The following is a 23,476-nucleotide window of genomic DNA, read 5'->3' as shown; positions in this document are numbered from 1 at the left end:
AAGAAGCAAACTCCATAGCCCGGCGATGTGCGAATGGGTACTACCGTGGCGATCACCCCCGACCCTGCAAGACCGAACCCGACGGTCCCCAGTCCCGCTCTGCCGCGAAGCAGCAGCGGTACCCGTCGTTCACCGCACCATCCGCTCGGAACGCACTGACGCGTACAGCCGGAGCTCCGTCCTCGACGGGAGGAGCCCGGTCCGTTCAGCGTTTCGAGGCCTCCGCCGCGACGTGCTCCGGGCACCCCTCCCCCGCAGCACGAGTCGATCGGACGACACTCCCCATGGCCAGAGCCACCCCCTCCTGCACCGAGCAGCCGCGGACCGCGACCACGGATGCTCTGCGCCGGGCACGAGAGTCGGCGGGATCGGCGTGGCGGACGAAGACGCACCTCGTGCGCATCCTCGCGGTCGTCGCTGCAGCGGGGATCGCCGTCACGGCGGCATCGTTCCAGGTCGCTCCGGCCGCCGCGGCCGGCTCGACCTACGGGCCCGACGGCACGCACTACCCGTCGGACACCCCCGACATCCGCACCGCGTCCTCCGACCACGTCGTCGTCGACGTCGAGGCGTCGGGTCCGGCGATCCGGGAGGCGCTCGACGCCCTGACGTCGCGCGAGATCGCGGCGGGCGTCGTCATCAGGGTGGCGCCGGGGCGCATCGACGACCTGTCGGCGCTCAACGGCTACACGAACACCGGGAGCGCCAAGGTCCTGATCACCGCGCGCGACGGCTTCCAGTCGGTCACCGGAGGCAGCTGGGCGCTCCGCGACGTGACGGGCATCACGCTCATGCGCTTCGACATCGACGCGCTCGACGTCAAGGGCGCGACCCACTCGTCGTTCGCGTGGCTGCGCATCAACGAGAACTGGCTCGGCCTCAGCGCCTCCGCGGGAGTCCCCGTGCGCGACGTGGAGCTCATCGAGGTCGTCGAGCCCGACTCCACGGTGAAGAACTCCGACTCGGCGCAGATCAAGGCGTACGCGCCCGATGCGATGAAGGACGTGCTGGTCGAGGGCGGCTACATCGCCCCGTCGTTCTACGTCGACCAGCCGTACGGCGGCGACGACGCGGCCCGCCCGCACACCGACAGCCTCCAGATCGAGGGCGGCGGCGTGACCGGACAGGTGACCGTGAGGGACACCGTCGTGTTCAGCTCGAACAACAGCGCCGTCATCATCGGAGGGGTCAGGAACGTCGCGTTCGAGGAGTCCTACGTGGTCGGCGGCTCCGTCACCACCCAGCGCTACCCCTTCCTCCCCGGCGGCGCCGGCTTCGACGGAGCCGTCAACGGACCGGGCAGCCTCAGCGCCGTCCAGGGGTCCGGCGGCGGCAACGTCGACGCCTCCGACTCGACGTTCATCGGATCGCTCCAGCCCGCCTGGGACAGCGTCGTGAACACCCGCACGAGCCTTCCCGGCAAGACCGCCGCGAAGGGCGGCTTCACCGTCGACGAGACGCTCTCCTCGACGACCGCCGCCGACCTCGACGAGGTCAGCACCCGGCCGACCGGGAAGTACCTCAGCAGCATCTGGGACGGTGTCGAGCTCCCCGAGCCCTCGCCCACCCCGACGCCCACGTCCACGCCGACCTCGACGGCGTCCGCCACCCCGACGCCGACCGCGACCGCCTCCCCGCGACCGACGCCGACGGCGGCTCCGACGCCCCCCCCGACCGCGGCCCGACGCACCCGCCGAGCCCGAGGCGCCCGTCGCCGACACCACCGCTCCTGCGGTCGCGATCACCTCGCCCGAGTCCGGCGCCCAGATCAGCGGCACGACGACCGCGACGGTCACCGCCACCGACGACACCGGGGTCACCGCCGTGACGTTCTACGTCGGCAGCCTGAAGGTCGGCGACGCCGTCCAGACCGACGAGACCACCTGGTCGTGGAGGACGAGGACCGCCGGCATCCAGGGGACCTACCCGCTGACCGCCCGCGCGACCGATGCCGCGGGCAACGTCTCGGCGAGCGATCCCGTCACCGTGACCGTGAACCAGCGTCCCGGTTCCCCGAAGAACTGACGGACGGAGGGTCGCCGGAGCGGCGGACGGTCCCGCGCTGCGACCGCAGACGCGGCAGTCCCGTCGACCGGCGGAGGAGGACGGCCTGCCGCCCGTGACGACGCGGCGAGCACGCCGGAGGCACCGCCCTCAGCGACCGTCCACGCGCCGCCCCTCCGCCCACACGGCGCGGACCTCCGACGCCGCGTCCAGCAGCACGACGTCCGCGCGGGACCCCGGCGCGAGAGACCCGAGATCGGCGCGGCCCAGCACCCTCGCGGGTGCCGCGGTCAGCGCCGAGACGAGGCTCGCCTCGTCAAGGCCGGCGGCGAGGCCGATCCGCAGCGCCCGGTCCTGCGTCAGGGTGGAGCCGGCGAGCGTGCTCGAGCCGCGGAGGACGGCCCGTCCTCCTGAGACGTCGACGTCCAGCGCGCCCAGGCGGTACGACCCGTCTGCCGAACCTGCCGCCGCCATCGCGTCGGTGACGAGCGCGATCCGGCCCGGGGCCGCGCGGAAGGCCAGGGCGGCGACGCGCGGATCGACGTGCTCGCCGTCGAGGACGATCTCCAGGGTCACCCGCTCGTCCTCGAAGGCGGCGACCACGGGCCCCGGATCGCGGTGGTGGATCCCGGGCATCGCGTTGAAGGCGTGGGTCAGCAGTGTCGCGCCGCGATCGAAGGCCGCTCGCGCGCCCTCGGCGTCCGTCGCCGTGTGACCGACGGCCACCACGACTCCGGCCGCGGTGAAGCGCTCGATCGCGGCCGCCGCACCCGGGAGCTCGGGAGCGAGCGTGATCTGACGGAGCGTGCCGCCCGCCGCGTCCAGGAGCCGGGAGACCGACTCGTCATCGGGCGCGGTGAGGGCGGAGGGGTCGTGGGCGCCGCGACGCGACGGCGCGAGGAAGGGGCCCTCCAGGTGCGCGCCGAGCACGAGCCGATCCTCGGCGGCGAGGGCGGCGACCATCGCGAGCGACTCCTCGAGCACCTCGATCGGCTGCGAGACGAGGCTGACGAGCGAGCGGGTCGTGCCCCTCGAGCGGTGCAGACGCAGCGCGGCGCGGATCGCGTCGGCTCCGTCCTCGAAGGACTCGCCCGCTCCCCCGTGCACGTGGAGGTCGAGGAACCCCGGGGTCGCCGTGAGGCCGCGCGCGTCGACGACGTCGTGGCCCGGCCGTCGCGGCCACTGACCGCCGCGGCCCGCCGCCGCGATGACGCCGTCCTCGATGAGCAGCCATGCGTCCGGCACGACGCCGGACGCGTCGACCGTCCGCGCACCGTGCAGGACGAAGGAGTCGGCCCTGCTCACGAGCACGACCTGGCCCTGTCCACCGATCCCGAGGCGGAGATCGACACGCTGACGCGCTGCCGGCCGATCACTCGGATCATCACCGTCCACGAGGTCGCGGGAACGCTGCTCGTCCTCACCGGCCGTCCTCCCTCATCGACACGACACTGTCCGTCGAGGGCTCCAGTCAGGCCGCGACGCGCCGCCCCGCGGTGAACCGCACCGCCACCGTCACCACGAGCACCACGCCCGCTGCGGCGAGCGCCGCGATCCCCGCCGGCACCGACACCAGCTCCCCGCCGAACCGCCCCACGGCCACCCACACCAGCCCCCAGCACAGCGAGAGCATCGGGGCGAGGCGACCGCGGCCGGCCACGGCGAGCGCCACTCCGATCAGCGCGGCGACGGCCAGCACGACGACCGCCCACGCCGAGGCGCCGGGACCGTCGGCGCTGCCGACTCCTGCGCCCACGAGCGCCGCCGTGACGTTGGCGACGGTCGCCACGCAGACCCAGCCGAGGTAGAGGCCGAACGTGCCGTCGGTGACGACCGCGTCCACGACCCCCGCGGTGCGCGTCCTGCGCAGCAGCACGAAGATCCGGGCGAGGACCGCGAGCAGCAGGACGATCACCACGACGCTCAGCGCGAGCAGTCCGGCCTGCACGACCAGGATCCACGCGGCGTTCAGCAGCAGGCTCGCGGCGGCCCAGTAGCCGAGTCGGCGATGGCGGATCCTCGCGGCCTGCGAGGGGAGGAACTGCCAGATCGCGTAGGCGATCAGCCCCGTGTAGATCACGCTCCAGATCGCGAAGGCGGGTCCGTCCGGAGCGACGGGCGTCGAGGAGGCGCTCAGGGCGCCGCCCGCGGCGTCGGCGATCTGCGTCCCGCCGGCGGCACCGGAGCCGATGAACGAGCCGACGAGTGCGAGCCCGGCGCTCACGGCGACGATCGACTGCCGGATCCGGTCGGCGCGCGTGGGGGCTTCTGCGGCGGTCATGTCGCTCCTCAATCGATCAGCTGGCTGACTAATGAGCGTAGCGGGCTCCTCCCGGTACGCGACGCGGCTCCCGGGAAGGTTCCAGGCCGCTCAGCCCTCGGCCAGCACCCACGGGAACGCGGTCGAGGTCGAGCGGGCCCCCTGGCGCGCCTTCGACCGGTTCGCCTCGCCGAGATCGGTCAGGAGGTCCTCCGACTCGCGGACCAGCGCCGCGAACGCCGCGGTGTCGAGCCACTCCGGCCGCATCGCGAACAGGAGGTCCTCGGTCGCGGTGTTCCCGCTGGCACCCGGAGCGAAGGGGCAGCCGCCGAGGCCGCCGAGCGCTCCGTCGACGACCGACGCGCCGGCCTGCACCGCGGTCAGCGCGTTGACGACTCCCGAGCCCCAGGTGTCGTGCCCGTGGAAGACGATCTCGCGCGGGGGCGTCTCGGCGACGACCCGCGAGACGAGCGACGCGACCTGGCCGGGGTGCGCCTGTCCGAGCGTGTCGCAGATGACGATGTCCTCCGCACCCTCGGCCCGGGCGTCGTTCGCGATCGCGAGCACCCGCTCCTCCGGTACCTCGCCCTCGAACGGGCAGGTGAAGGACGTGGCGATGCAGAGCTGGATGCGCCCGCCGACTCCGTGGGCGAGCGCGACGGCGTCCGGCATGGCGTCCAGGCTCGCCTCGGTGGGGCGGCCGATGTTCGCCCGGTTGTGCGAGTCCGAGGCCGAGAAGCAGTACTGGAAGTTGCGGGCCCCGGCGGCCGCGGCTTTCTCGATGTGCCGCGGAGTGGCGACCCACACCCAGCTCCTCTCGAGCTCCTCGGGGGTCAGCGCCTCGATCACCTCGAGCGTGTTCGCCATCGGAGGCACCACGTCACCGCGCGCCATCGAGCCGATCTCGAGCTCGGGCACCCCCGCCGCGAAGAGCGAGCGGGCGAGCCGCACCTTGCGCTCGGTCGACAGCATCCGCCCCGTGAGCTGCAGTCCGTCGCGGAGGGTCACGTCGCGCAGGCGGGCGGTCATCGCTCGTCCCCCGCTCCGGAAGTGCGGGTGGTGGTGGCGCCCTGCAGCATGGCCAGGACCTCCTCGGTGTCGTGCCCCAGCGCGGGGGCGAGTGTGCGGAGTGGGAGCGACCGGCCGCCGAGCACGGGGACGACGCCGGGGAACCCGACGCCCTCGATCACGCCCGACCCGGTCTCGACGTCGAACTTCTGGATCATGTCGCGAGCGGCGTACTGCTCGCTCGAGCTGATGTCGGCCGCCGTGTAGATCGGGCCGGAGGGGACGCCGCTCTCGTCGAGGATCGCGAGGGCCTCCGCGGAGGTCCGCGTCGCGGTCCATGCGCCGATCGCGGCGTCGAGCTCGTCGCGGCGCTGCCAGCGCAGGTCGTTGGTCGCCAGGCCCTCGTCGGCGGCCAGGTCCTCGCGGCCGATGATCTCCATGAAGCGCTGGAAGATGGCGTCGCCGTTGCCCGCGATGACGATGCTCGACCCGTCGGAGCACGAGTAGGCGTTGGTCGGCGCGATGCCCTCCATCCGCCCGCCGACGCGCTCGCGGACGATGCCGTGCGCCTGGTAGTCCGGGATCAGCGACTCCATCATCGAGAACATCGCCTCGTTGAGCGCCACATCGATCACGCGCTCCTCGAGCGGAGCGGGTCCGAGCCCGGCCGCCCGCCGGGTCTGCCGCTGGAACAGCGCCATCATCACTCCGTAGCCGGCGTAGAGCCCCGCGATGGAGTCGCCGATCGAGACGCCGACGCGGACGGGCGGACGATCGGGATCGCCCACGAGCTCGCGGAAACCGCCCATCGCCTCCGCGACCGCCGCGAACCCGGGGCGCTCGGAGAGGGGCCCGGTCTGCCCGAACGCCGAGATCCGCCCGATCACGATGTCGCGGTTCGCCTCGTTCAGCACGTCCGGCCCGATGCCCCACTTCTCGATCGTCCCCGGACGGAAGTTCTCGAGCACGACGTCGCACTCGGCGGCGAGCCGGCGCACGGCGTCCCGCCCCTCCTCGGTGCGGAGATCGAGCGTGATCGACTTCTTGTTGCGGTTGATGGTGTGGAACAGCATCGACGTCTCGGAGCCCGCGTGCAGGCGCCACTTGCGCAGCTCATCGCCGGTGCCGGGCCTCTCGACCTTGATCACCTCGGCCCCGAAGTCGGCCAGCAGTCGGCCCGCCGTGGGGGCCGCGATGAAGTTGCCGAGCTCGAGCACGCGGAGCCCGTCGAGCGGGGCGATGCGGGGTGCGGGGGTCATGATCCGCCTTCCGGTCGGGTCGGACGAGGACGGGCGCGCCGCCCGCTGCGGAGCGGACGTCGATCGCGCACCACTCGAGTGTGCCCTGTTCCGAGCGCTCCAGGGAGGCGGGAGTCCACCCCTCCTGGCTGTCGGAGGCCGGACGTACACTGACGGGACACCATGCGCAGACACAGCTCGGCCCCGCGTCCCCAGTGGCGCGCCCGCCTCGACGAGGTCGGCTTCAGCTTCTACGACCTCCCCTCGGAAGGCGGGCGGCCCTACTGGAACGAGCTCGCGGCCTACAGCTTCGCCCCCGCCGAGATCGACCTGCTCGAGGGCGTGACGAAGGAGCTGTTCGACCTCTGCATGGAGGCGTGCGAGAAGATCGTGCGCACCGGCCGCTTCGCGGAGTTCGGCATCCCCGAGCGCTTCCACGAACTCGTCCGCACCTCCTGGGACGAGGACGACCCCACCGTCTACGGGCGCTTCGACCTCGCCTACGACGACCGCGGCGCGGTGAAGCTGCTCGAGTTCAACGCCGACACCCCGACCTCGCTCGTCGAGACGGCCGCGGCGCAGTGGCAGTGGCTGATCGACGTGCACGGCCCGGACGCCGACCAGTTCAACAGCCTGCACGAGCAGCTCGTCGAGCAGTGGCGCCACCTCCGGCTCGAGCGCTGGACGCTGGACGAGGGCGCCCGGCTGCACCTCGCGTCGCTGCGCGACTCCGGCGACGGCGAGCTGATCGTCGAGGATGCGGACACCGTCGCCTACATGGCCGAGACGGCGGCGCAGGCGGGCTTCGACCCCAAGCTGATCTTCGTCGAGGACATCCGCTACGAACTCGACGGCACCGGCTTCGTCGATGCCGACGGCGAGCCGATCCGGCGCATCTTCAAGCTGTACCCGTGGGAGTGGATGCTCGGCGAGCAGTTCGGCGGGCTCCTGCTCGACCGGCGCGAGCGCACCCGCTGGGTCGAGCCCGCGTGGAAGCTCCTGCTCAGCAACAAGCAGCTGCTCGTGGTGCTCTGGGAGATGTTCCGCGGGCACCCCAACCTGCTCCCCGCCTCCGTCGAGCCGCTCGTCGGCACCGCCCAGGTGCGCAAGCCGCGGCTGGGCCGCGAGGGGGCGAACGTCACCGTCCTCGACGCCGACGGCTCGGTGGTCGCCGAGAACGGCGGCGCCTACGGCGAGGAGGGCTTCATCCACCAGGCCCGCGCCGAGCTCGCCCGCATCGACGGGAAGACGGTCGTGATCGGCAGCTGGATCGTCGGCGAGACCCCGGCCGGCATCGACGTCCGCGAGACGAGCGGACCCATCACGGGCGACCTCGCCGAGTTCGTGCCGCACTACATCGAGGGCGGGCGCACGGACCCCGTCTTCGGCAGCCCCCGGGAGCAGGCCCGCCCCCACGACGCCCGCGACGCCCGCCCGCAGGACGAGGAGACCCGATGACCGACCCCGAGGACCGTCCTCGCGACGCCCGCCCCGACGGCGACGACGCCGCCGGCACCACCCGCACCGACCGCCGCCGCTCGGGCGATGTCGGCATCAGCGGCATCGCCTCCAAGCGCCGCGGCCTCATCATCGGCGGGGTCGTCGCGGTCGGGGCGATCGGCCTGGCCGTCGCGCTGAGCGCCGGCGATCCGTCGACGGACGGAGTCGTCACCACCGGCGCCGACGGCGAGGACTACGTGATCCCCGAGAACGCCGAGCGACCCGTCTACGCGAGCCGCGAGGACTGCCTGGCGGACGTCCGCGAGCAGATCGCGAAGCTGCAGGCCGAGGGCGAGACGGTCGCCGACGATCCGGAGCAGCTCTGCGAGGCGACCGACGAGTACCGCGGCCACTACGCGGGCGGCTTCTGGCTCGGTCCGCTCATCTTCGCGTCCTCGCGCTGGAACTCGACGCGCGCGACCAGCTGGGCGCCCGTGACCAGCGGAGGGTTCGCCGCCCGCGGGGCGACTCAGCCCGACGTCGTGCAGAGGGCCCCCGCCGGCGCGACCGTCGGCTCGAAGCAGACGCTCTCGGGCGGCTTCGGCTCGACCGGCAAGTCGGGCTTCGGCTCGAGCGTCGGCGGCTGACGCCGCGCGTCGGCCTGTTCCGAGCCCCGGGACTCAGGCCCGCGCACTCCGGAGGGAGTCGATGGCCTGCTGCGCCGCGCGCTTCACGTCGCGGTCGGGATCGCGGAGCATCGCCGTGAGCGTCTGCTCGACGCTCGCCGCGAACTCGCCCTTCTCGTCGCGTCCGGAGCGGATGCCCGCGGTCGCCACGGCGAGCAGCGCACGCGCTCCCGCGGACCGCACGCGCGGGTGCTCGTCGGTGGTGAGGCGCGCGAGCTTCTTCTGACCACCGAGGACGCGCTCGGTGCAGACCCTGGCGCACATCTCGCGCACCCGCCACGAGGCGTTGGCGAGACCCGCGACGACGGCGTCGGCCGCCTCGTCGTCCCACACGTAGAGCAGCGCGCGGGCACCCCAGAGCTCGGGCCAGTACAGCGACGGTGCGCCCTTGAGCACGCCGTCGGCGTGCTCGCCGCCGACCACGAGGAGGAAGGACTCCCCCTCGTAGCCGCCCGTGAGCAGGGCGGCGGAGCGCAGCGCGACGGTGCGCTCGCCCTCGCGGGCGATCTGGGCGCGCAGGCGCTCCTCGAGGGGATCGGTGAGGATGACGGTGGGTTCGCTGTCGGATGCCATGTGGTTCTCCAGAGTAGTCGGGACGCGGCTACCGGGCCCTCCGCTCCATCACGAGATGCACCACTCCGGACGGCGACGGCACGGCCTCGATGTCGGAGCGCTCCTCCAGCCCCTCGAGCCCGTCCCACAGCCGCTCGCCGCGGCCCAGCACGATCGGCACGACGACCACGTGCAGGTGGTCGATCAGATCCGCCTCGAGGAACTGCCGCACCGTGGCGACGCCGCCGCCGATCCGCACGTCGAGACCGCCGGCCAGCTCGCGCGCCCTCGCCAGCGCGGTCACCGGGTCGGCGTCGACGAAGTGGAAGCTCGTGCCCCCGGCCATCTCGAGGACCGGGCGCGGATGGTGCGTCAGGACGACGACCGGCGTGTGGAAGACGGGGTCCTCGCCCCACCAGCCGCGCCAGTCCTCGTCCTCCCACGGCCCGCGCTGGGGGCCGAACTTGTTCCGCCCCATGATCTCGGCGCCGATGCCCTCGCCCCAGCCGCTCGCGAGGGCGTCGTCGACTCCGCGCGAGCCGGGTCCGTCACCGGGCAGACCCATGTCGCGGAAGGTGCGGGTGCGCGTGGCCCAGCCCATCAGCCGGTGCCCGGCGTGGCCGAACGGCGTCTCGAGCGTCTGCCCCTCTCCGGCGCCGAAGCCGTCGAGCGAGACCGAGAAGTTGTGCACGCGGACGAGGGACACGGCGCCTCCAGAGGATCGGGGATCGCGGCTCACTGTAGGCCTGCCGCCGGACGCCGGGAAGACCTACTGTCGGAGGCATGGGGCGCGGAGCGGGATCGGGTGCGGCGCTCCTGCTCGTACTCGCCCTGGGCGGCTGCACCACCGCCGGGATCTCCTGCGCCGAGAGCTACTGGCACAACTCCGTCCTCGTGGTCGGCAGCGGTCCGGGGCTGCAGGAGGTGGCCGATGTCACCGTCTGCGCCGGTGACACCTGCTCGACGGCGTCCGACGTCGCTGCGGACGACGAGATGCGCGAGTACTTCAGGACGCACAACGTGGGCGGACCGTGGCTCCTCGGCATCGGCCAGGAGCTGCCCGACGAGATCGCGGTCAGCGCCGTCGACTTCGCGGGCCGCACGGTGCTCGACGCGGACCACCCGGTCGTGTGGAGCGGCGTCCGCGCGCCGAACGGCATCGGATGCGGCGAGCAGGCCGACACCGCCGAGGTCCGGGTCGTGTTCTCCGGAGCGCAGGCTCAGCGCTCGTAGACCGGCGCGCCCGTCATCCGCCCGCGCGCAGCCCCGCCGTCAGCTCGGCCACCGCGTCCAGCCGCCGCTGCGACAGGAGCCCGAGGTGGTAGAGGTACAGGTCGTCGAGATCGCGCAGCCGGTCCGCCCAGCCGGGCACCGCCTCCGGATCCACGGGGGCGAGCACGGGCAGGTAGCCGCCGACGCGGACGCCCGGCGGCACCGCCGGACGGGCGCCTCCGTCGAGCGCGAGATCGGTCACCGGGAGCACGACGCCGTCGGCGCCCGGCGTGTCCAGGAGCGCCGCGAACGGCCCGGTCGCCCACGGGTCCGACTGCGCGTGGAACAGCAGCCGCCGCGCTCCCGCCGCCCGGGACGCGGCGGTCACCTCTGCGGTGAGCAGTCGGCGGGAGTGGTCGCGGACCTCCAGCAGCAGCGTCGCCGCCTCCCCCAGCGCGTCCTCGACCCTGGACGCCCCTGTGCCGACGGCGGCGAGCACCGTCGCGGCGAGCGCCTCCGGATCGCCCCCGCGCGAGCGGAGCGAGGCCCGGCACGCCCCGCAGAAGCACAGCGAGAGCAGGTCCTCGTCGACCCGGGACCAGTCGGCGCCCGCGGTCTTCTCGTGGTGGCCGAGGTGCCCGAGCCCCAGCGGCCCGCACGCCTCGATCATGAGGGTGTCGACGCCGCCGAGCAGCACCGTCTCGGTCACGACCGACACCGCGTAGGCGCGCACGTCCTCGTGCGACGGGCAGAGCGCGTAGGGGTAGACGTCGTCGGCCGCGCTCCGCACGCAGAGCTCGGGATGCGCGGCGCCGAGGACCGACGAGTGCGTCAGCACCACCCACGCCTCGACGGCCAAGCCCGCGCGGCTGGCGGTCGCGGCGGCGCGCTCGAACGCGTGCTCGCCCGCCCAGGGTGCGGCCGATCGGGGCACGAGCCGACCCCACGCCTCCGGGCGCACCGGCAGGTAGAAGGCCGCGGTCGCTGCGTCGACGACGCGATGGCGGGGGTGCAGCGGAGTCGCGGCGCGGACGGAGTGGTACGCCGCCGCGATCGCGACGCCCGAGGCCCCCGCGGCGAGCGCCCGGTCGGCGGCGGCCGGATCGTCGTCGAGGTCCCACGTGTAGGCGCAGAAGCGGGTGAGCGGACTCACCGCACGCCCGAGCGCTGCAGGGTCGTCGCGAGCTCGTCGGCGATGCCCCGCACAGTCTCGGCGACGTGCGCGATCTCGTCGTCGCCCGCGCGGTCGAGCGGGATCGAGACGCTGATCGCGTCCGTCGCGGGGATCCGGTACCGCACGGGGACGCCGATGCAGCAGACGCCCGGCGTGTTCTCCTCGCGCTCCACGGCGTAGCGGCGGGCGTGCACCTCGTCGAGCTGCGTCCCGAGCGCCGCGCGGTCGGTGATCGTGTGCGGAGTGAGTGCCACGAGCTCGCCCTCGCCGAGGGCCTCGGCCCGCTCGACGCTCGTGCGCTCGCTGAGCAGCGCCTTGCCGAGCGCGGTGGCGTGGGCGGGCAGGAACCGGCCGACGCGGGACGTCCGGCGACGCGACTCCTGGGCCTCGCGGGTGGCGAGGTAGAGCACGTCGGAGCCGGTGAGCCGGGCGTAGTGCGCGGTGTAGCCGACCTGCGTGCGCACCCGTTCGAGGGCGGCGACCGCCCAGGGCAGCGCCGGGTCGTGGTCGAGGTACGACGTGCCGACGATGAGGGCGCGGGAGCCGATGGCCGCGTGGGCGCCGTCGGCCGTCATCGCGATCCAGTCGCTCGCCGCCATGGTGTGCAGCAGCTGGTGGAGGCTCGAGCGGGGGTAGCCGGTGAGCCGGTGCAGCTCGGTGATCGCGAGGGGCCCCGGGTGCGCGGCGAGCACCTCGAGCAGGCGGAGCGTGCGCTCCGACGACTTCACCGCCCGGACGGCGGCCGCCCCCGCCTCGTCGCGCTCGCTCACCAGACTCCTCCCAGCGGATGCTCGTCATCCGCGAACGCGCCGCCGATCAGTCCGTGGGACACGGGCGGCTCCCCCTGCGTCGACGCCTCGATCTCCGGGGCGAAGCGCTCGGCGTCGTCCTCGGGACGGTACCCGATCGCGAGGCCCGCATCGAGCGGGAACCAGCCGCGGGTGTTGGCCGAGACCGCCCAGACCACGTGGAAGCCGCGCCGCTCGGTCGTCGCCGTCGCCTCGATCAGCCGCACGAAGTCGGCGAAGGAGAGCCAGGTCGAGAGCGAGCGCAGCCCGCTGGGCCGCTCCTCGATCGTGCCGATCCGCGCGGCGACCACGGTCGTGCCGAAGCGGTCGGCGTAGACGCTGCCGAGCGACTCCATCGCCGCCTTCGACACTCCGTAGAACGTGTCGGGGCGCGGCTGCATCGTGTCGACCGGCGTGCCGACGGGGTGGAAGCCGACGGCGTGCGTCGAGCTAGCCAGCACGACCCGCGTCACTCCCGCGAGGTGCGTCCGCTCGAGCAGGAGCTGCGTGCCGCCGATGTTGACCTCGGCGATGTCGGGCCACGGCCGCTCCCGGGAGAACCCGCCGAGGTGGACGACGAGGTCGACGCCCTCCAGGGCGGCGTCGAGGGCCGCGGCGTCGGTGATGCTGCCCTGCACCGCGGCCTCGCTCGGAGCGAGGGGCCCGGGCACGGGCGCGATGTCGAGCAGCACGATTCGGTGGCCCCGGGCGGCGAGCAGCGGCCGGAGTCCCGTGGCGGCGGCACCCGCGGCGCCGGTGAGGAGGATGCGGTTCGGCATGCGCCTGACTCCCTGGTCTCGATCGGGGAGCGGTGTCCGCTCCGCATTGACAGCGTCGTCTATGTGTACATACGCTACCACTCGCATTCACAAGGATGTGAACGGTTTGCATATGCGAATGGAGATTCGATGAAGAACACCATGCGAACGCGGCGGCTCGTCGGGGCGGTCCTCGCGGCCGGCCTGGTCGCCTCCGTGGCCGGCTGCTCGAGCGAGCCCGCCGACGACGCCGCAGAGGGCGAGCAGAGCCTCGAGGTCTGGACCCGCAGCGCAGCGGAGTCGGCCGCGTCCTACCAGATGGTGTTCGACGCCTTCACCGAGAAGACGGGCGTCGAGATCGACTACCAGCCCGTCGTCGAGTTCGACACCCAGCTGCAGGCCCGCGCCTCGCAGAAGGACCTCCCGGACGTGCTGATCAACGACGCGTCCTCGCTCGGCACCTACGTGGCGCAGGGCCTCATCCTCCCGATCGAGCGCGACTCGATCGAGGGCCAGGGAGACATCGCCGACGAGACCTGGGAGCAGAACGTGGGCCTGGACGGCGCGACCTACGGAGTGCCGTGGTCGCGTCAGGCCAACGTCACGATCATCCGGAAGGACTGGCGCGAGAAGCTGGGCCTGGAGATCCCCACCACGTGGGACGAGCTCTCGGCCCTCGCGAACGCCTTCGCGACGCAGGACCCCGACGGCAACGGACAGGCCGACACCTACGGCATGGTCGTCCCCGGCAGCGCCAAGAACGGCTACATCGCCCGCTGGGGCAACTCGTACCTCTGGCAGGCAGGCGCCGACATCCTCGAGGAGGACGGCGAGGGCGCCTACACGTCGGCCATCGACTCCCCCGAGGCCGAGGAGGCGATGACCTTCATCCGCGACCAGTTCTGCACCCCGGGCACCATCGTCCCCGGCTCCGTCAACCTGACCACCGCCGAGACACCGTTCTTCGCGCAGGGCACCGCCGGCATCTACCTCACCGGCCCCTACAACATCAGCTCGTTCGACGCCGCGGTGGGCGCCGAGAACGTCGAGGTGATCCCGATGCCCTCCGGCCCCGAGGGCAGCACCACCTTCGCCGAGGGCGAGAACATCTACTTCGGCGCCAGCTCCGAGAAGGCCGACCTGCAGAAGCAGCTGGCCGAGTTCCTGATCACGCCCGAGGCGCAGGAGATCGCGATGAAGATCGAGACGAACGCGGCCGGAGTCACCTCCCAGCCGGTCGTCCGCCTCCCCGTCAACGACCAGGTCGACGTCGCCGCGGTGACCGGCGACGACCGGTGGAGCATCGTGGCCGAGGACTACGCGAACGACTCCAAGACGTTCCCGTGGAACATCGACTTCACCGCGTTCCGCCAGATCCTCGCCGACAACATGAACGCGATGGTCGCGGACTGCGACAGCGACATCCCCGCGGGCCTCGCCACCATCGACGAGCAGTTCCAGGCGCAGCTCGAGGCTCAGGACCTCGTGAAGTGACAGCCCCCCTCGTCACCGGCGCGGTCGCGGGACCGCCCGCTCGGGAGCCTCTGCGCTCCCGGGCCGGGCGGCCCGCGGCCCGCCGCCGCCCCTGGACCGCCCGGTCGCTGATCCCCTGGGCGTTCCTGGCGCCTGGCCTGATCCTCGGGCTGGTGTTCAAGTTCTACCCGATGATCGAGGGCTTCCGGATGAGCACCGTGAAGGTGCAGCCGTTCCTCGGCGACATCTTCGTCGGCGCGGACAACTACGTCCGCGTGCTCTCGGACAGCCGGTTCCGCGACGCGCTCGGCCACACCGTGGTGCTCGGCCTCGTGCAGACGATCGGCGCGCTGGTGTTCGGCGCGGTGCTCGCCCTCCTGCTGGAGGGCCAGGCCCGCCGCCTGTGGTTCGTCCGCACCGCCGTCTTCCTCCCGGTCGTCACGGCCCTCGCGGTCGTCGGTGAGATCTGGCGCATCCTCTACTTCCCGACCGAGTCGGGCTTCCTCAACCAGGCGCTGGGGCTCGTCGGAGTCGCACCGCAGCAGTTCCTCAGCGATCCGTCCACGGCGCTGGGCTACATCGCGGTCGTCGGCATCTGGACCGGCGCCCCCTACAACATGGTCATCATCCTGGCCGGACTCACCGGCATCGACCGCACGCTCTACGAGTCCGCCGCCCTCGACGGGGTGAGCACGCGCCAGCGCCTGCGCTTCATCGTGCTGCCGGCGCTGCGTCCCGCGGTCTCGGTGGTCCTCACCCTCGCGGCCATCCGGAGCCTGCGCACCTTCACCGAGGTGTACGTGCTCACCGGCGGCGGCCCGGCCGGCAGCACCGAGGTCTGGATGACCCGGGTCTACTCGCTCGGGTTCCAGGCCAACGACCTCGGAGTCGCCTCGGCGGCGTCCGTCCTGCTCCTCGTCGCGACCCTGGTCCTGACCGTCGGAGTCCGCATGCTCACGAACCGGAAGGCGACACCGTGACCGCCCTCTCGCCCCGCCGAGCCCGCAGCACCACGCAGAACACGCAGTTCGACAGCGCGATCGGCTGGCGCCCGGGCTTCTCCGTCTCCAACGTCGTCCGCTTCGTGCTCTGCGCGCTGGTCGTCGTGATCTTCGCGGTGCCGTTCGTCACGATCCTCTCCGGCGCGTTCGACGCCAACGCCGACTCGACGAGCCTCAGCCTCTTCCCGGCCTCCCCGTCGCTCGAGCCGTTCCGCGTCGCGGGCGAGAAGGGCGTGTGGGGCTACTTCCTCAACTCGCTCGTCATCGTCGGCGGCGGCCTCGTGCTGCAGATAGCGGTGTCGATCCTCGCGGCCTACGCGCTCGCCCGGCACCGCTTCCGCGGTCAGTCGTTCGTGCTGCTGCTGTTCCTGCTCACGATGATGCTGCCGGAGGAGGTCATCGCCGTGCCGCTCTCACAGGTCATCGGCGACGTGCCGCTGCTCGGCATCAGCCTCCGCGGCACGCCGTTCGGCGTGATCCTCCCGGTCGCCGTCTGGGGCTTCTCGATCCTGCTCATGACCGAGTTCATGAAGGAGATCCCCGACGAGATCGAGGAGGCCGCACGCCTCGACGGCATCGGCGAGCTCCGGATGCTGTGGCAGATCATCCTGCCGCTGTGCACGCCGGTGCTCGGCGTCGTGACGATCTTCGGCTTCATGATGATCTGGGACCAGTACCTGCTCCCGCTCATCGCCGCCGACTCCCCGGACGACTACACGCTGACCGTCGCCCTGAGCATCCTGCGCGTCGATGCGCAGGTCGGCACGGGCGTCCTCCTCGTCGGCGCGCTCCTCGCACTCCTCCCCAGCCTGGTCATCTACCTGCTCATGCAGAAGTCGCTGATCCGTGGCATCACCTCCGGCGCAACGAAGGGCTAGTCCGCCGTGATCATCCGCGATCTCCTCATCACCCCCATCGCCTTCCGCGATCCTCCGCTGCTCAACTCCGACGGCGTGCACGAGCCGCTCGCGCTGCGCACGATCCTCCAGCTCGTCGTCGACGGCGGAGTGATCGGCCTCGGCGAGGGCACGGGCGGAGCGGTCGTCCTCGACCGGCTCCAGCGCGTGCGCTCCGCCGTCATCGGCCGCAGCGTGTTCGACCTCGTCGGCATCGAGCGCGCGATCAGCGCCGCCCTGCTGCACGACGAGCCCGACCTGGCCCGGCGCGAGCAGCGCACCGTCTTCTCGATCGTCGAGGTGGCCTGCCACGACGCGCAGGGGCACCTCGTCGGCCTGCCCGTCGTCGACCTCCTGGGCGGAGCGGCGCGCGACCGCGTGCCCTACAGCGCCTACCTCTTCTACAAGTGGGCGGCGCATCCCGATCTCGACGGCGGGAGCGACGTCCCGGCCGACGAGTGGGGCGAGGCGCTCGACCCCGACGGCATCGTCCGCCAGGCACGGCAGCTGATCGACCGCTACGGCTTCCGCTCGATCAAGCTCAAGGCGGGCGTCTTCGCCCCGGAGCAGGAGATCGCCGCGATCCGCGCGCTCGCCGAGGCGTTCCCCGGCTATCCGCTCCGCATCGACCCGAACGGCGCGTGGACCGTCGAGACCGCCCTGCACGTCGCCGACGAGCTGCGCGACGTGCTCGAGTACTTCGAGGACCCGGTCCTCGGCATCGACGGCATGGCCGCGGTCGCTCCGGGCGCCGGCCTCCCGCTCGCGACCAACATGTGCGTCGTCGCGTTCGAGCACATCCCGGAGGCGGTGGCGAAGGGCGCGGTGCAGATCGTGCTCTCGGACCACCACTACTGGGGCGGACTGCGGCACACCCGCGAGCTCGGCGCGATCTGCGAGACGTTCGGCATCGGGATGTCGATGCACTCGAACTCGCACCTCGGCATCTCGCTCGCCGCCATGACGCACGTGGCAGCGGCGAGCCCCGAGCTCAGCTACGCCTGCGACACCCACTACCCGTGGAACCGGGGCGACGACGTCGTCCGGCCCGGAGCACTCGAGATCGTCGACGGCGACATCGTCGTGCCCAGGGGCCCCGGCCTCGGCGTCGAGCTCGACGAGGAGGCGCTCGAGCGCCAGCACCGCGTCTTCCTCGAGTCGGGTCGCAGCCGCCGCGACGACGCCGGCTACATGCGCCGCATCGATCCCACCTACGACCCCACCCTGCCGAGGTTCTGATGACCACCCTCACGAGGAGCACCCCGATGACCGACGCGACCACCGAGGCACCCGGGGGCGTCCGCGCCCTGGACGGCGTCCTCTTCTTCCCCGTCACCCCGTTCGACGAGCACGACCGCGTCGACGTCGAAGCGCTGGCCGCGCACGTGGGCGGAGGGGTCTCGGCCGGAGCCGGCGGCGTCTTCATCGCCTGCGGGACGGGCGAGTTCCACGCTCTCGGCATCGACGAGTACGCCGAGACGGTGCGCGTCGGCGTCGAGGCCACCGGTGGCCGCGTGCCCGTGATCGCCGGAGTCGGCGGCCCGCTCGGCCACGCCCGCGCCTGCATCCGCGCGGCCGAGGAGAGCGGCGTCGACGGCCTGCTGATCCTGCCGCCGTACCTGGTGCGAGGGCCGCAGGAGGGCGTCGCACGCTACGTCGAGCAGCTCGCCGCCTCGACCTCGCTGCCGCTGATCGCCTATCACCGCGGCACCGCGGCCTTCAGCCTCCGCACGGCCGAGCGCCTGCTCGCCCTGCCGACCCTCGTCGGCATCAAGGACGGGGTCGGCGACATCGCGCTCGCCCAGCAGTTCGTGAATCTGGCCGCCCGCGTCGGCCGGGAGGACGTGCAGTTCTTCAACGGACTGCTCACGGCCGAGGCCAGCCAGGCCGCGTACCGCGCGATCGGCGTGCCGCTCTACTCCTCCGCCGTCTTCGCGATGGCGCCGGACATCGCGCTCGCCTTCTACGCCGCCTACCGCGACGGCGACGTCGTCGCGCAGCGCCGCCTGCTCGACGGCTTCTACACGCCGCTGATCCAGCTGCGCGACACGACCCCGGGCTTCGCCGTCTCGCTGATCAAGGCGGGAGTCCGGCTCGGCGGGATCGACGTCGGTTCGGTGCGTGCGCCGCTCGTGGATCCGTCGCCCGCGCAGCTGTCGGTGCTCTCCGGGCTGCTCGAGACCGCGCGGGAGATGGTCGCGTGAGCGCCGTGGATTCCGCCGTCCGGGCGGCCGTCATCGCGGCTCCCGCGGCCCGCCGCGCCTCCGACGCCGAGCGCGCGGGCTGGCTCGTCGCCGTCGCCGACGCCCTCGACGCCGCCTCGACCGAGCTCGTCGCCCTCGCCGATGCCGAGACCCACCTGGGCTCACCGCGGCTGCCCGGCGAGGTCGCCCGCACCACCGCTCAGCTGCGGCTGTTCGCGTCGGTCGTGCAGGAGGGCTCGTACCTCGAGGCCGTCGTCGACCACGCCGACGCCACGACCACCCCGCCCCGGCCCGACCTGCGGCGGGTGCTCGTGCCGCTGGGTCCGGTCGCGGTGTACGCCGCGTCGAACTTCCCGTTCGCCTTCTCGGTGGCGGGCGGCGACACCGCGTCGGCTCTCGCCGTGGGCTGCCCGGTCGTCGTGAAGGCGCACCCGGGTCACCCGCGCACCTCGCTGCGGGTGGCGCAGATCGTCACGGAGGCGCTCGCTGCCGCGGGCGCGCCGACCGGGGTCTTCGGGATGGTCGAGGGGTACCAGGAGGGGATCGACCTCGTCGAGCACCCCGGCATCACCGCCGCCGCGTTCACGGGCTCCGTCCGCGGTGGGCGGGCGCTGGCCGACCGTGCCGCCGCGCGACCCGCTCCGATCCCGTTCTTCGGCGAGCTGGGCAGCGCGAACCCGGTCGTCGTGACCGCGGCGGCCGATGCGGCGCGCGGAGGCGAGCTCGCGACTGGACTCGCGGGCTCCTTCACACTCGGGGTCGGCCAGTTCTGCACCAAGCCGGGCATCGTCTTCGTGCCGGAGGGCTCTGCTCTCGAGCAGGCACTGCCCGCGGCCGTCACCGCGCCGGCCGCGACCATGCTGACCGGATCGATCGCCGACGGGTTCGTCCAGGGCTCGACCGCGCTGGCCGAGGTCGCGGGCGTGCAGACGTTGCGCGCCTCCAACGGCGCCGGCGATCCCGGTGTGTACGCCGTCGACAGCGCCGTGTTCGTCGCACAGCGCGACGTGCTCGGCGCCGAGGTGTTCGGGCCGGCGACGCTGCTCGTGCGCTACGGCGACCGCGACGATCTGCTGACGGCGCTCGACGGGCTCGAGGGCTCCCTCACGGCCACCCTCCACTCCGAGACCGACGACGACGTCGACGCCGTGCTCGACGCCCTCGTCGACCGCAGCGGCCGGGTGCTCTTCGCCGGCTGGCCGACGGGCGTGGCCGTGTCGTGGGCGCAGCAGCACGGGGGGCCGTGGCCGGCGACCACCTCGCAGCACACCTCGGTCGGCGCGACGGCGGTCCGCCGCTTCCAGCGCCCGGTCGCGTTCCAGGACGCTCCGGAGCGCCTGCTGCCGCTCGCCCTGCGCGAGGGAAACCCGCTGGGCGTCCCGCGGCGGGTCGACGGCGTGTACATCGCGTGAGCCGTCGGCGGGTCGAGCCCGCGTAGCGTGGAGCGCATGGAAGCCGCCTCGATCGAGATCCTGCGCTTCGTCGTGTCGCCGCTGCACCGCTACGAGGGCCGGCCCGCCGACGGCCCGATCCCGTTCGAGGGCAACGAGCAGCCCGATCGGATCGAGATCCGCGCCGGCCTCGGCATCGTCGGCGACCGCTACTTCGCCCAGCGGGCGCACCGCACCGCGGCGATCACGCTCTTCGCGATCGAGTCGCTCGAGCACGCGGCCGCCGAACTCGGAGCAGGGCCCTTCGACCCGGCCGACGCGCGCAGGAACATCACCCTCCGCGGCGCCGACGTCGACGCCCTCGCGGGCCGCACGTTCGCGCTGGAGCAGGACGATCAGCGCATCGAGTTCCAGGGCGGCCGGCCGGCCAACCCGTGCGCGTGGATGAACACCGCCCTAGCACCCGGCGCCCACCAGGCCCTGCGGCGACGCGGCGGCGTGCGCACGGCGCCCCTGGGCAACGGCGTCCTCCACCTGGGTCCCGCGCGGCTGATCCTCCACCGTTCGGAGGACATGCTCATCTGAGGGCTCCGGCGAGCCCCTAGGCTCACTGCGACCACCACGCCGTCGAAGGAGGCGCCCGTGCCCCGAAGCCTCCGCTCGGTCGCCCTCGGCGTCCGCTCCCGTCTGCGCGACGCGTTCGCCACCGCCCGGTCCCGTCGCCGCGACCCGCGCCGCCGCTACAAGCGCACCGACGTCTCGGTGCAGCGCGTCCGCCACGAGGACGTCTGGGCCCGGGTCAGCACCGTCGGCCGCACCGGCGAGCGCACCTTCGTCCTGGTCCCCGGCATCGGAGTCGCGGCCACGTACTTCGAGCGCCTCGCGCCCGCGCTCAACGAGTTCGGTCCGGTGCACGCCCTCGACCTGCCCGGCTTCGGCGGCGTCCCGCACCCGCCGCACGCCCGGCACATGACGATCCCCGACTACGCCGCGCTCGTCGGCCGGGTGATCGACGAGCTCGGCCTCGTGGATCCCGTCGTCCTCGGCCACTCGATGGGCACCCAGGTCGTCGCCGAGCTCGCCGCTCAGCGCCCCGAGCTCACGACGATCGTGCTGCTGGGCCCCGTGATGAACAGGCACGAGCGCCGGGTCCCGATCGCGGGCCTCCGCTTCGCCCAGTCGAGCCTCCGGGAGCCGCGGCGGGTGGCCGTGCTGGCCGCCGGCGCCTACCTGCTCTGCGGCCCGCGCTGGTTCTCGCGGGTGCTTCCCGAGATGATGCACTACCCGATCGAGCGGACGGTGCCGCGCGTCCAGGCGTCCGCACTCCTCATCCGGGGCGAGCACGACCGGCTCGTGCCCCGGGAGTGGATCGAGGAGCTGGCCGGGTCGATGCCGTTCGCCCGCGCCTGGGAGATCCCCGAGGCCGCGCACTCCGTCATGCACGCTCACGCCGAGGAGGTGGCGCGGCTCTGCGTCGAGCACGCGCGCGCCCCGCAGCCCGACCGCGGCGAGGCCGAGCTGAAGCGCTACCCCGACGACGAGATCGACCACTCCGAGGAGGACGCTCCGATCGCCGATCCGCTCGGCGCCGCCCGCGGTCGCGTGACCGAGCTTGTCGGCATCCTCACCGACGACGACTCGCTCATCGCCGAGGGCAAGACCCAGCACGCCGAGGCGACCGATCCGGCAGCCCTGCGCGACGACGACGCCGAGAACGCGCACAGGGGCTGAACGGGCTGAGCCTCAGGACTCCTCGCCCACGATCTCCTCGCGGATCCGGCGCAGGTCCTCGGCGAGCGCCCCCACCAGGATCCAGTGCTCCGGATGCGGCGTCGCGATCACGAGCGGCGCGGTGAGCGCGGGCAGCTCGTCCGTGATCGCCTCCGGCTCGGGCACGTCCACGGCCGACTGCACCAGCAGCCGCAGGTCGTGCGCCGCCCGGTGCAGCTGCACGGCGATGTCCGAGATCGTCGGCTCGCGCACCAGCTGCACGTCGTACAGGTCGTGCACGGTCCGGGTCATGCCGCGGACTCGGGTCACGATCCTGGCGAGCCGCGGAGTGACGGAGTCGAGCGCCTCGAGCCGGTCGCGGTGCGCGGAGCGGCGCGGGTTCAGCCGCAGCGATTCCTCCCCGGTGGCGATCGCGGCCTCGGCCTTCAGCTGCATCGTCTGCAGCAGCCGCGCGTTGATCAGCAGCTCGTCGAGCCGCCGCCGCTCGACCGGGGTCTGCAGGGCGTCGCCCAGGTCGTCGAGCGCCGCGGCGACCTGGGCCGTCAGGTCGCCCACCGCCCGCTCGGCCGGACCGAGGACCACCGGCGGCACGATGAGACCGTTGACGACGACTCCGACCGCCGCCCCGATCAGCGTCTCGACGATGCGGTCGAACGCGTAGTTCGGAGTGACGGCGCCCACCGAGAGCACGAGCATCGCGCTGATCGGGATCTGCACCGCCGACGCCGGCGTCAGCCGCACGGCCCAGCCCACCGCGATCGCCGCGACGATCGCGATCAGCACGATCACGCTCTCGCCGCCGAAGAGCGTGCCGATGACCGAGCCGAGGACGACGCCCAGGATCACCCCGACGCTGCGCTCGAGCGCCTTCGCGAACGACTGGTTCACGCTCGGCGCCACGACGAGCAGGGCCGCGATGGCGCCGAACACCGGCAGCGTGCCGGGGAAGATCGCGGCCGCGACACCCCACGTGACCACGGTGGCGACGGCCGTCTTGACCAGCTGCAGCAGCGGCGGCCGGGTGGCCACAGTGAAGCTGGAGGTCAGGCGCATGCTCCCACGGTAGCGAGCGCGCCGGAGCGGACGCCGTGCCCGCTCAGCGCTCGTGCGCCGACTCCACGCTCGCGAGCACCGCGCGGAGCGAACGCGCCGCCTCGGCGCGCTGCGCCGCGGACACGCCCGCCAGCAGCTCGCGCTCGACCGCGAGCACCTCGGGGAACGCCCGGTCGATCAGTTCGACGCCGCCCCCGGTCAGCGCGATCAGCGCCCCCCGCCCGTCGGCAGGGTTCGCCGAGCGCACGACGAGCCCGCGCGTCTCGAGCGCGTGCAGCCGCTTCGTGATCGCGGGAGCGGAGGCGAGTCCGATGGTCCTCAGCGCGCTCGGCGACCGCGGCTCCCCCGCCCGCCGCAGCGTCGTCAGCACGTCGAACTCGCCGCGGGTGAGCCCGTGGGCGGCGAGCCGCTCCTCCGTCGCCCGCACGACGAGCGCCGAGGCGCGGATCAGCCGACCGATCACGTCGACCGCCTCGGTGTCGAGCTCGGGCCGCAGCATCGCCCAGCCGGCCCGGATCTCGTCGACGGCGTCGCGGGCTGGACTCTCTCGATCGTTCACGAGTAAAGTATATCCGGTTCACCCGTGAACCACTTCCGGCCGCCGCCG

General features: G+C 73.0%; 23 protein-coding genes. 12 read left to right on the top strand and 11 right to left on the bottom strand.

The window, feature by feature from the left end; translation table 11 throughout:
• Positions 1-1,539 precede the first annotated feature (1,539 nt).
• On the top strand, positions 1,540-2,025 hold the full coding sequence (locus IOC53_RS19680; protein WP_207407373.1) for an Ig-like domain-containing protein: 486 nt from the start codon (positions 1,540-1,542) through the stop codon (positions 2,023-2,025).
• 129 nt (positions 2,026-2,154) lie between these two features.
• Here IOC53_RS19680 and nagA read toward each other — a convergent pair whose 3' ends face one another.
• From nagA to IOC53_RS16330, 4 genes are all read right to left on the bottom strand, one after another.
• Complete coding sequence (gene nagA / locus IOC53_RS16345; RefSeq protein ID WP_207407368.1) at positions 2,155-3,309, bottom strand: N-acetylglucosamine-6-phosphate deacetylase; 1,155 nt, start codon at positions 3,307-3,309, stop codon at positions 2,155-2,157.
• Between the two features lie 166 nt (positions 3,310-3,475).
• Positions 3,476-4,285, bottom strand: a complete 810-nt coding sequence (locus IOC53_RS16340) for a tryptophan-rich sensory protein (protein WP_207407367.1) — start codon at positions 4,283-4,285, stop codon at positions 3,476-3,478.
• Positions 4,286-4,375: 90 nt separating this feature from the next.
• Positions 4,376-5,293 (bottom strand): hydroxymethylglutaryl-CoA lyase, encoded by a 918-nt coding sequence (locus IOC53_RS16335; protein WP_207407366.1) that lies wholly within the window; start codon positions 5,291-5,293, stop codon positions 4,376-4,378.
• A complete protein-coding gene (locus IOC53_RS16330) occupies positions 5,290-6,531 on the bottom strand; it encodes a CaiB/BaiF CoA-transferase family protein (protein WP_207407365.1) in 1,242 nt (413 codons plus the stop codon). The genes IOC53_RS16335 and IOC53_RS16330 overlap by 4 nt, the downstream gene beginning before the upstream one ends.
• A 162-nt stretch (positions 6,532-6,693) precedes the next feature.
• Here IOC53_RS16330 and IOC53_RS16325 point away from each other — a divergent pair, with 162 nt between their 5' ends.
• Together IOC53_RS16325 and IOC53_RS16320 are read left to right on the top strand one after the other, a co-directional pair.
• Positions 6,694-7,968 carry a glutathionylspermidine synthase family protein gene (locus tag IOC53_RS16325; protein ID WP_207407364.1) on the top strand — a complete coding sequence of 425 codons (1,275 nt, stop codon included), beginning with the start codon at positions 6,694-6,696 and terminating at the stop codon, positions 7,966-7,968.
• Positions 7,965-8,597, top strand: coding sequence for a hypothetical protein (locus tag IOC53_RS16320; RefSeq protein ID WP_207407363.1), 633 nt, complete (start codon positions 7,965-7,967; stop codon positions 8,595-8,597). The genes IOC53_RS16325 and IOC53_RS16320 overlap by 4 nt, the downstream gene beginning before the upstream one ends.
• 33 nt (positions 8,598-8,630) lie before the next feature.
• Here the strand turns inward: IOC53_RS16320 and IOC53_RS16315 are convergent, their stop codons facing one another.
• On the bottom strand, positions 8,631-9,209 hold the full coding sequence (locus IOC53_RS16315; RefSeq protein ID WP_242683438.1) for a HEAT repeat domain-containing protein: 579 nt from the start codon (positions 9,207-9,209) through the stop codon (positions 8,631-8,633).
• A gap of 28 nt (positions 9,210-9,237) precedes the next feature.
• Positions 9,238-9,894 carry a dihydrofolate reductase family protein gene (locus IOC53_RS16310; RefSeq protein ID WP_207407362.1) on the bottom strand — a complete coding sequence of 219 codons (657 nt, stop codon included), beginning with the start codon at positions 9,892-9,894 and terminating at the stop codon, positions 9,238-9,240.
• 77 nt (positions 9,895-9,971) lie between these two features.
• On the opposite strand from IOC53_RS16310, the gene IOC53_RS16305 reads away from it, so the two are divergent.
• Positions 9,972-10,421, top strand: a complete 450-nt coding sequence (locus IOC53_RS16305; RefSeq protein WP_207407361.1) for a hypothetical protein — start codon at positions 9,972-9,974, stop codon at positions 10,419-10,421.
• Between the two features lie 13 nt (positions 10,422-10,434).
• Here the strand turns inward: IOC53_RS16305 and IOC53_RS16300 are convergent, their stop codons facing one another.
• From IOC53_RS16300 to IOC53_RS16290, 3 genes are read right to left on the bottom strand one after another with little or no spacing between them, the layout of a single operon-like run.
• The gene (locus IOC53_RS16300) at positions 10,435-11,553 is read right to left on the bottom strand and encodes a hypothetical protein (RefSeq protein ID WP_207407358.1); all 1,119 of its coding nucleotides are present in this window, start codon (positions 11,551-11,553) and stop codon (positions 10,435-10,437) included.
• Entirely contained in the window at positions 11,550-12,344 is a 795-nt protein-coding gene (locus IOC53_RS16295) for an IclR family transcriptional regulator (RefSeq protein WP_207407356.1), read from the bottom strand. The genes IOC53_RS16300 and IOC53_RS16295 overlap by 4 nt, the downstream gene beginning before the upstream one ends.
• Positions 12,341-13,141, bottom strand: a complete 801-nt coding sequence (locus IOC53_RS16290) for an NAD(P)-dependent oxidoreductase (protein WP_207407354.1) — start codon at positions 13,139-13,141, stop codon at positions 12,341-12,343. The genes IOC53_RS16295 and IOC53_RS16290 overlap by 4 nt, the downstream gene beginning before the upstream one ends.
• A 129-nt stretch (positions 13,142-13,270) precedes the next feature.
• Between IOC53_RS16290 and IOC53_RS16285 the strand changes: the two genes are divergently transcribed.
• The 8 genes from IOC53_RS16285 to IOC53_RS16250 are packed head-to-tail and all read left to right on the top strand — an operon-like array spanning position 13,271 to position 21,816.
• Positions 13,271-14,614 carry a sugar ABC transporter substrate-binding protein gene (locus IOC53_RS16285; protein ID WP_207407352.1) on the top strand — a complete coding sequence of 448 codons (1,344 nt, stop codon included), beginning with the start codon at positions 13,271-13,273 and terminating at the stop codon, positions 14,612-14,614.
• Positions 14,611-15,573, top strand: coding sequence for a sugar ABC transporter permease (locus tag IOC53_RS16280; RefSeq protein WP_307786230.1), 963 nt, complete (start codon positions 14,611-14,613; stop codon positions 15,571-15,573). The genes IOC53_RS16285 and IOC53_RS16280 overlap by 4 nt, the downstream gene beginning before the upstream one ends.
• Positions 15,570-16,472 carry a carbohydrate ABC transporter permease gene (locus IOC53_RS16275; protein ID WP_207407350.1) on the top strand — a complete coding sequence of 301 codons (903 nt, stop codon included), beginning with the start codon at positions 15,570-15,572 and terminating at the stop codon, positions 16,470-16,472. Before IOC53_RS16280 ends, IOC53_RS16275 begins: the two co-directional genes overlap by 4 nt.
• 6 nt (positions 16,473-16,478) lie before the next feature.
• Complete coding sequence (locus IOC53_RS16270) at positions 16,479-17,729, top strand: glucarate dehydratase family protein (RefSeq protein ID WP_207407347.1); 1,251 nt, start codon at positions 16,479-16,481, stop codon at positions 17,727-17,729.
• A gap of 26 nt (positions 17,730-17,755) precedes the next feature.
• Positions 17,756-18,694 (top strand): 5-dehydro-4-deoxyglucarate dehydratase, encoded by a 939-nt coding sequence (locus IOC53_RS16265; protein WP_207407345.1) that lies wholly within the window; start codon positions 17,756-17,758, stop codon positions 18,692-18,694.
• Positions 18,691-20,106: an aldehyde dehydrogenase family protein gene (locus IOC53_RS16260; protein ID WP_207407343.1), complete on the top strand. Its 1,416-nt coding sequence runs from the start codon at positions 18,691-18,693 to the stop codon at positions 20,104-20,106. Before IOC53_RS16265 ends, IOC53_RS16260 begins: the two co-directional genes overlap by 4 nt.
• 36 nt (positions 20,107-20,142) lie before the next feature.
• On the top strand, positions 20,143-20,670 hold the full coding sequence (locus IOC53_RS16255) for an MOSC domain-containing protein (protein ID WP_207407341.1): 528 nt from the start codon (positions 20,143-20,145) through the stop codon (positions 20,668-20,670).
• Between the two features lie 57 nt (positions 20,671-20,727).
• Positions 20,728-21,816, top strand: coding sequence for an alpha/beta fold hydrolase (locus IOC53_RS16250; protein WP_207407339.1), 1,089 nt, complete (start codon positions 20,728-20,730; stop codon positions 21,814-21,816).
• Between the two features lie 12 nt (positions 21,817-21,828).
• Here the strand turns inward: IOC53_RS16250 and IOC53_RS16245 are convergent, their stop codons facing one another.
• Entirely contained in the window at positions 21,829-22,869 is a 1,041-nt protein-coding gene (locus IOC53_RS16245; protein WP_207407336.1) for an aromatic acid exporter family protein, read from the bottom strand.
• A gap of 43 nt (positions 22,870-22,912) precedes the next feature.
• The gene (locus IOC53_RS16240) at positions 22,913-23,428 is read right to left on the bottom strand and encodes a MarR family winged helix-turn-helix transcriptional regulator (RefSeq protein WP_207407335.1); all 516 of its coding nucleotides are present in this window, start codon (positions 23,426-23,428) and stop codon (positions 22,913-22,915) included.
• Positions 23,429-23,476 lie beyond the last annotated feature (48 nt).

Origin of the sequence: Rathayibacter sp. SD072, assembly GCF_017355185.1 — a bacterium.
Taxonomy (GTDB): Bacteria; Actinomycetota; Actinomycetes; order Actinomycetales; family Microbacteriaceae; genus Rathayibacter.
The sequence above is the reverse complement of the archived record's forward strand: the minus strand, read 5'-3'. Positions and strand labels throughout refer to the sequence as shown.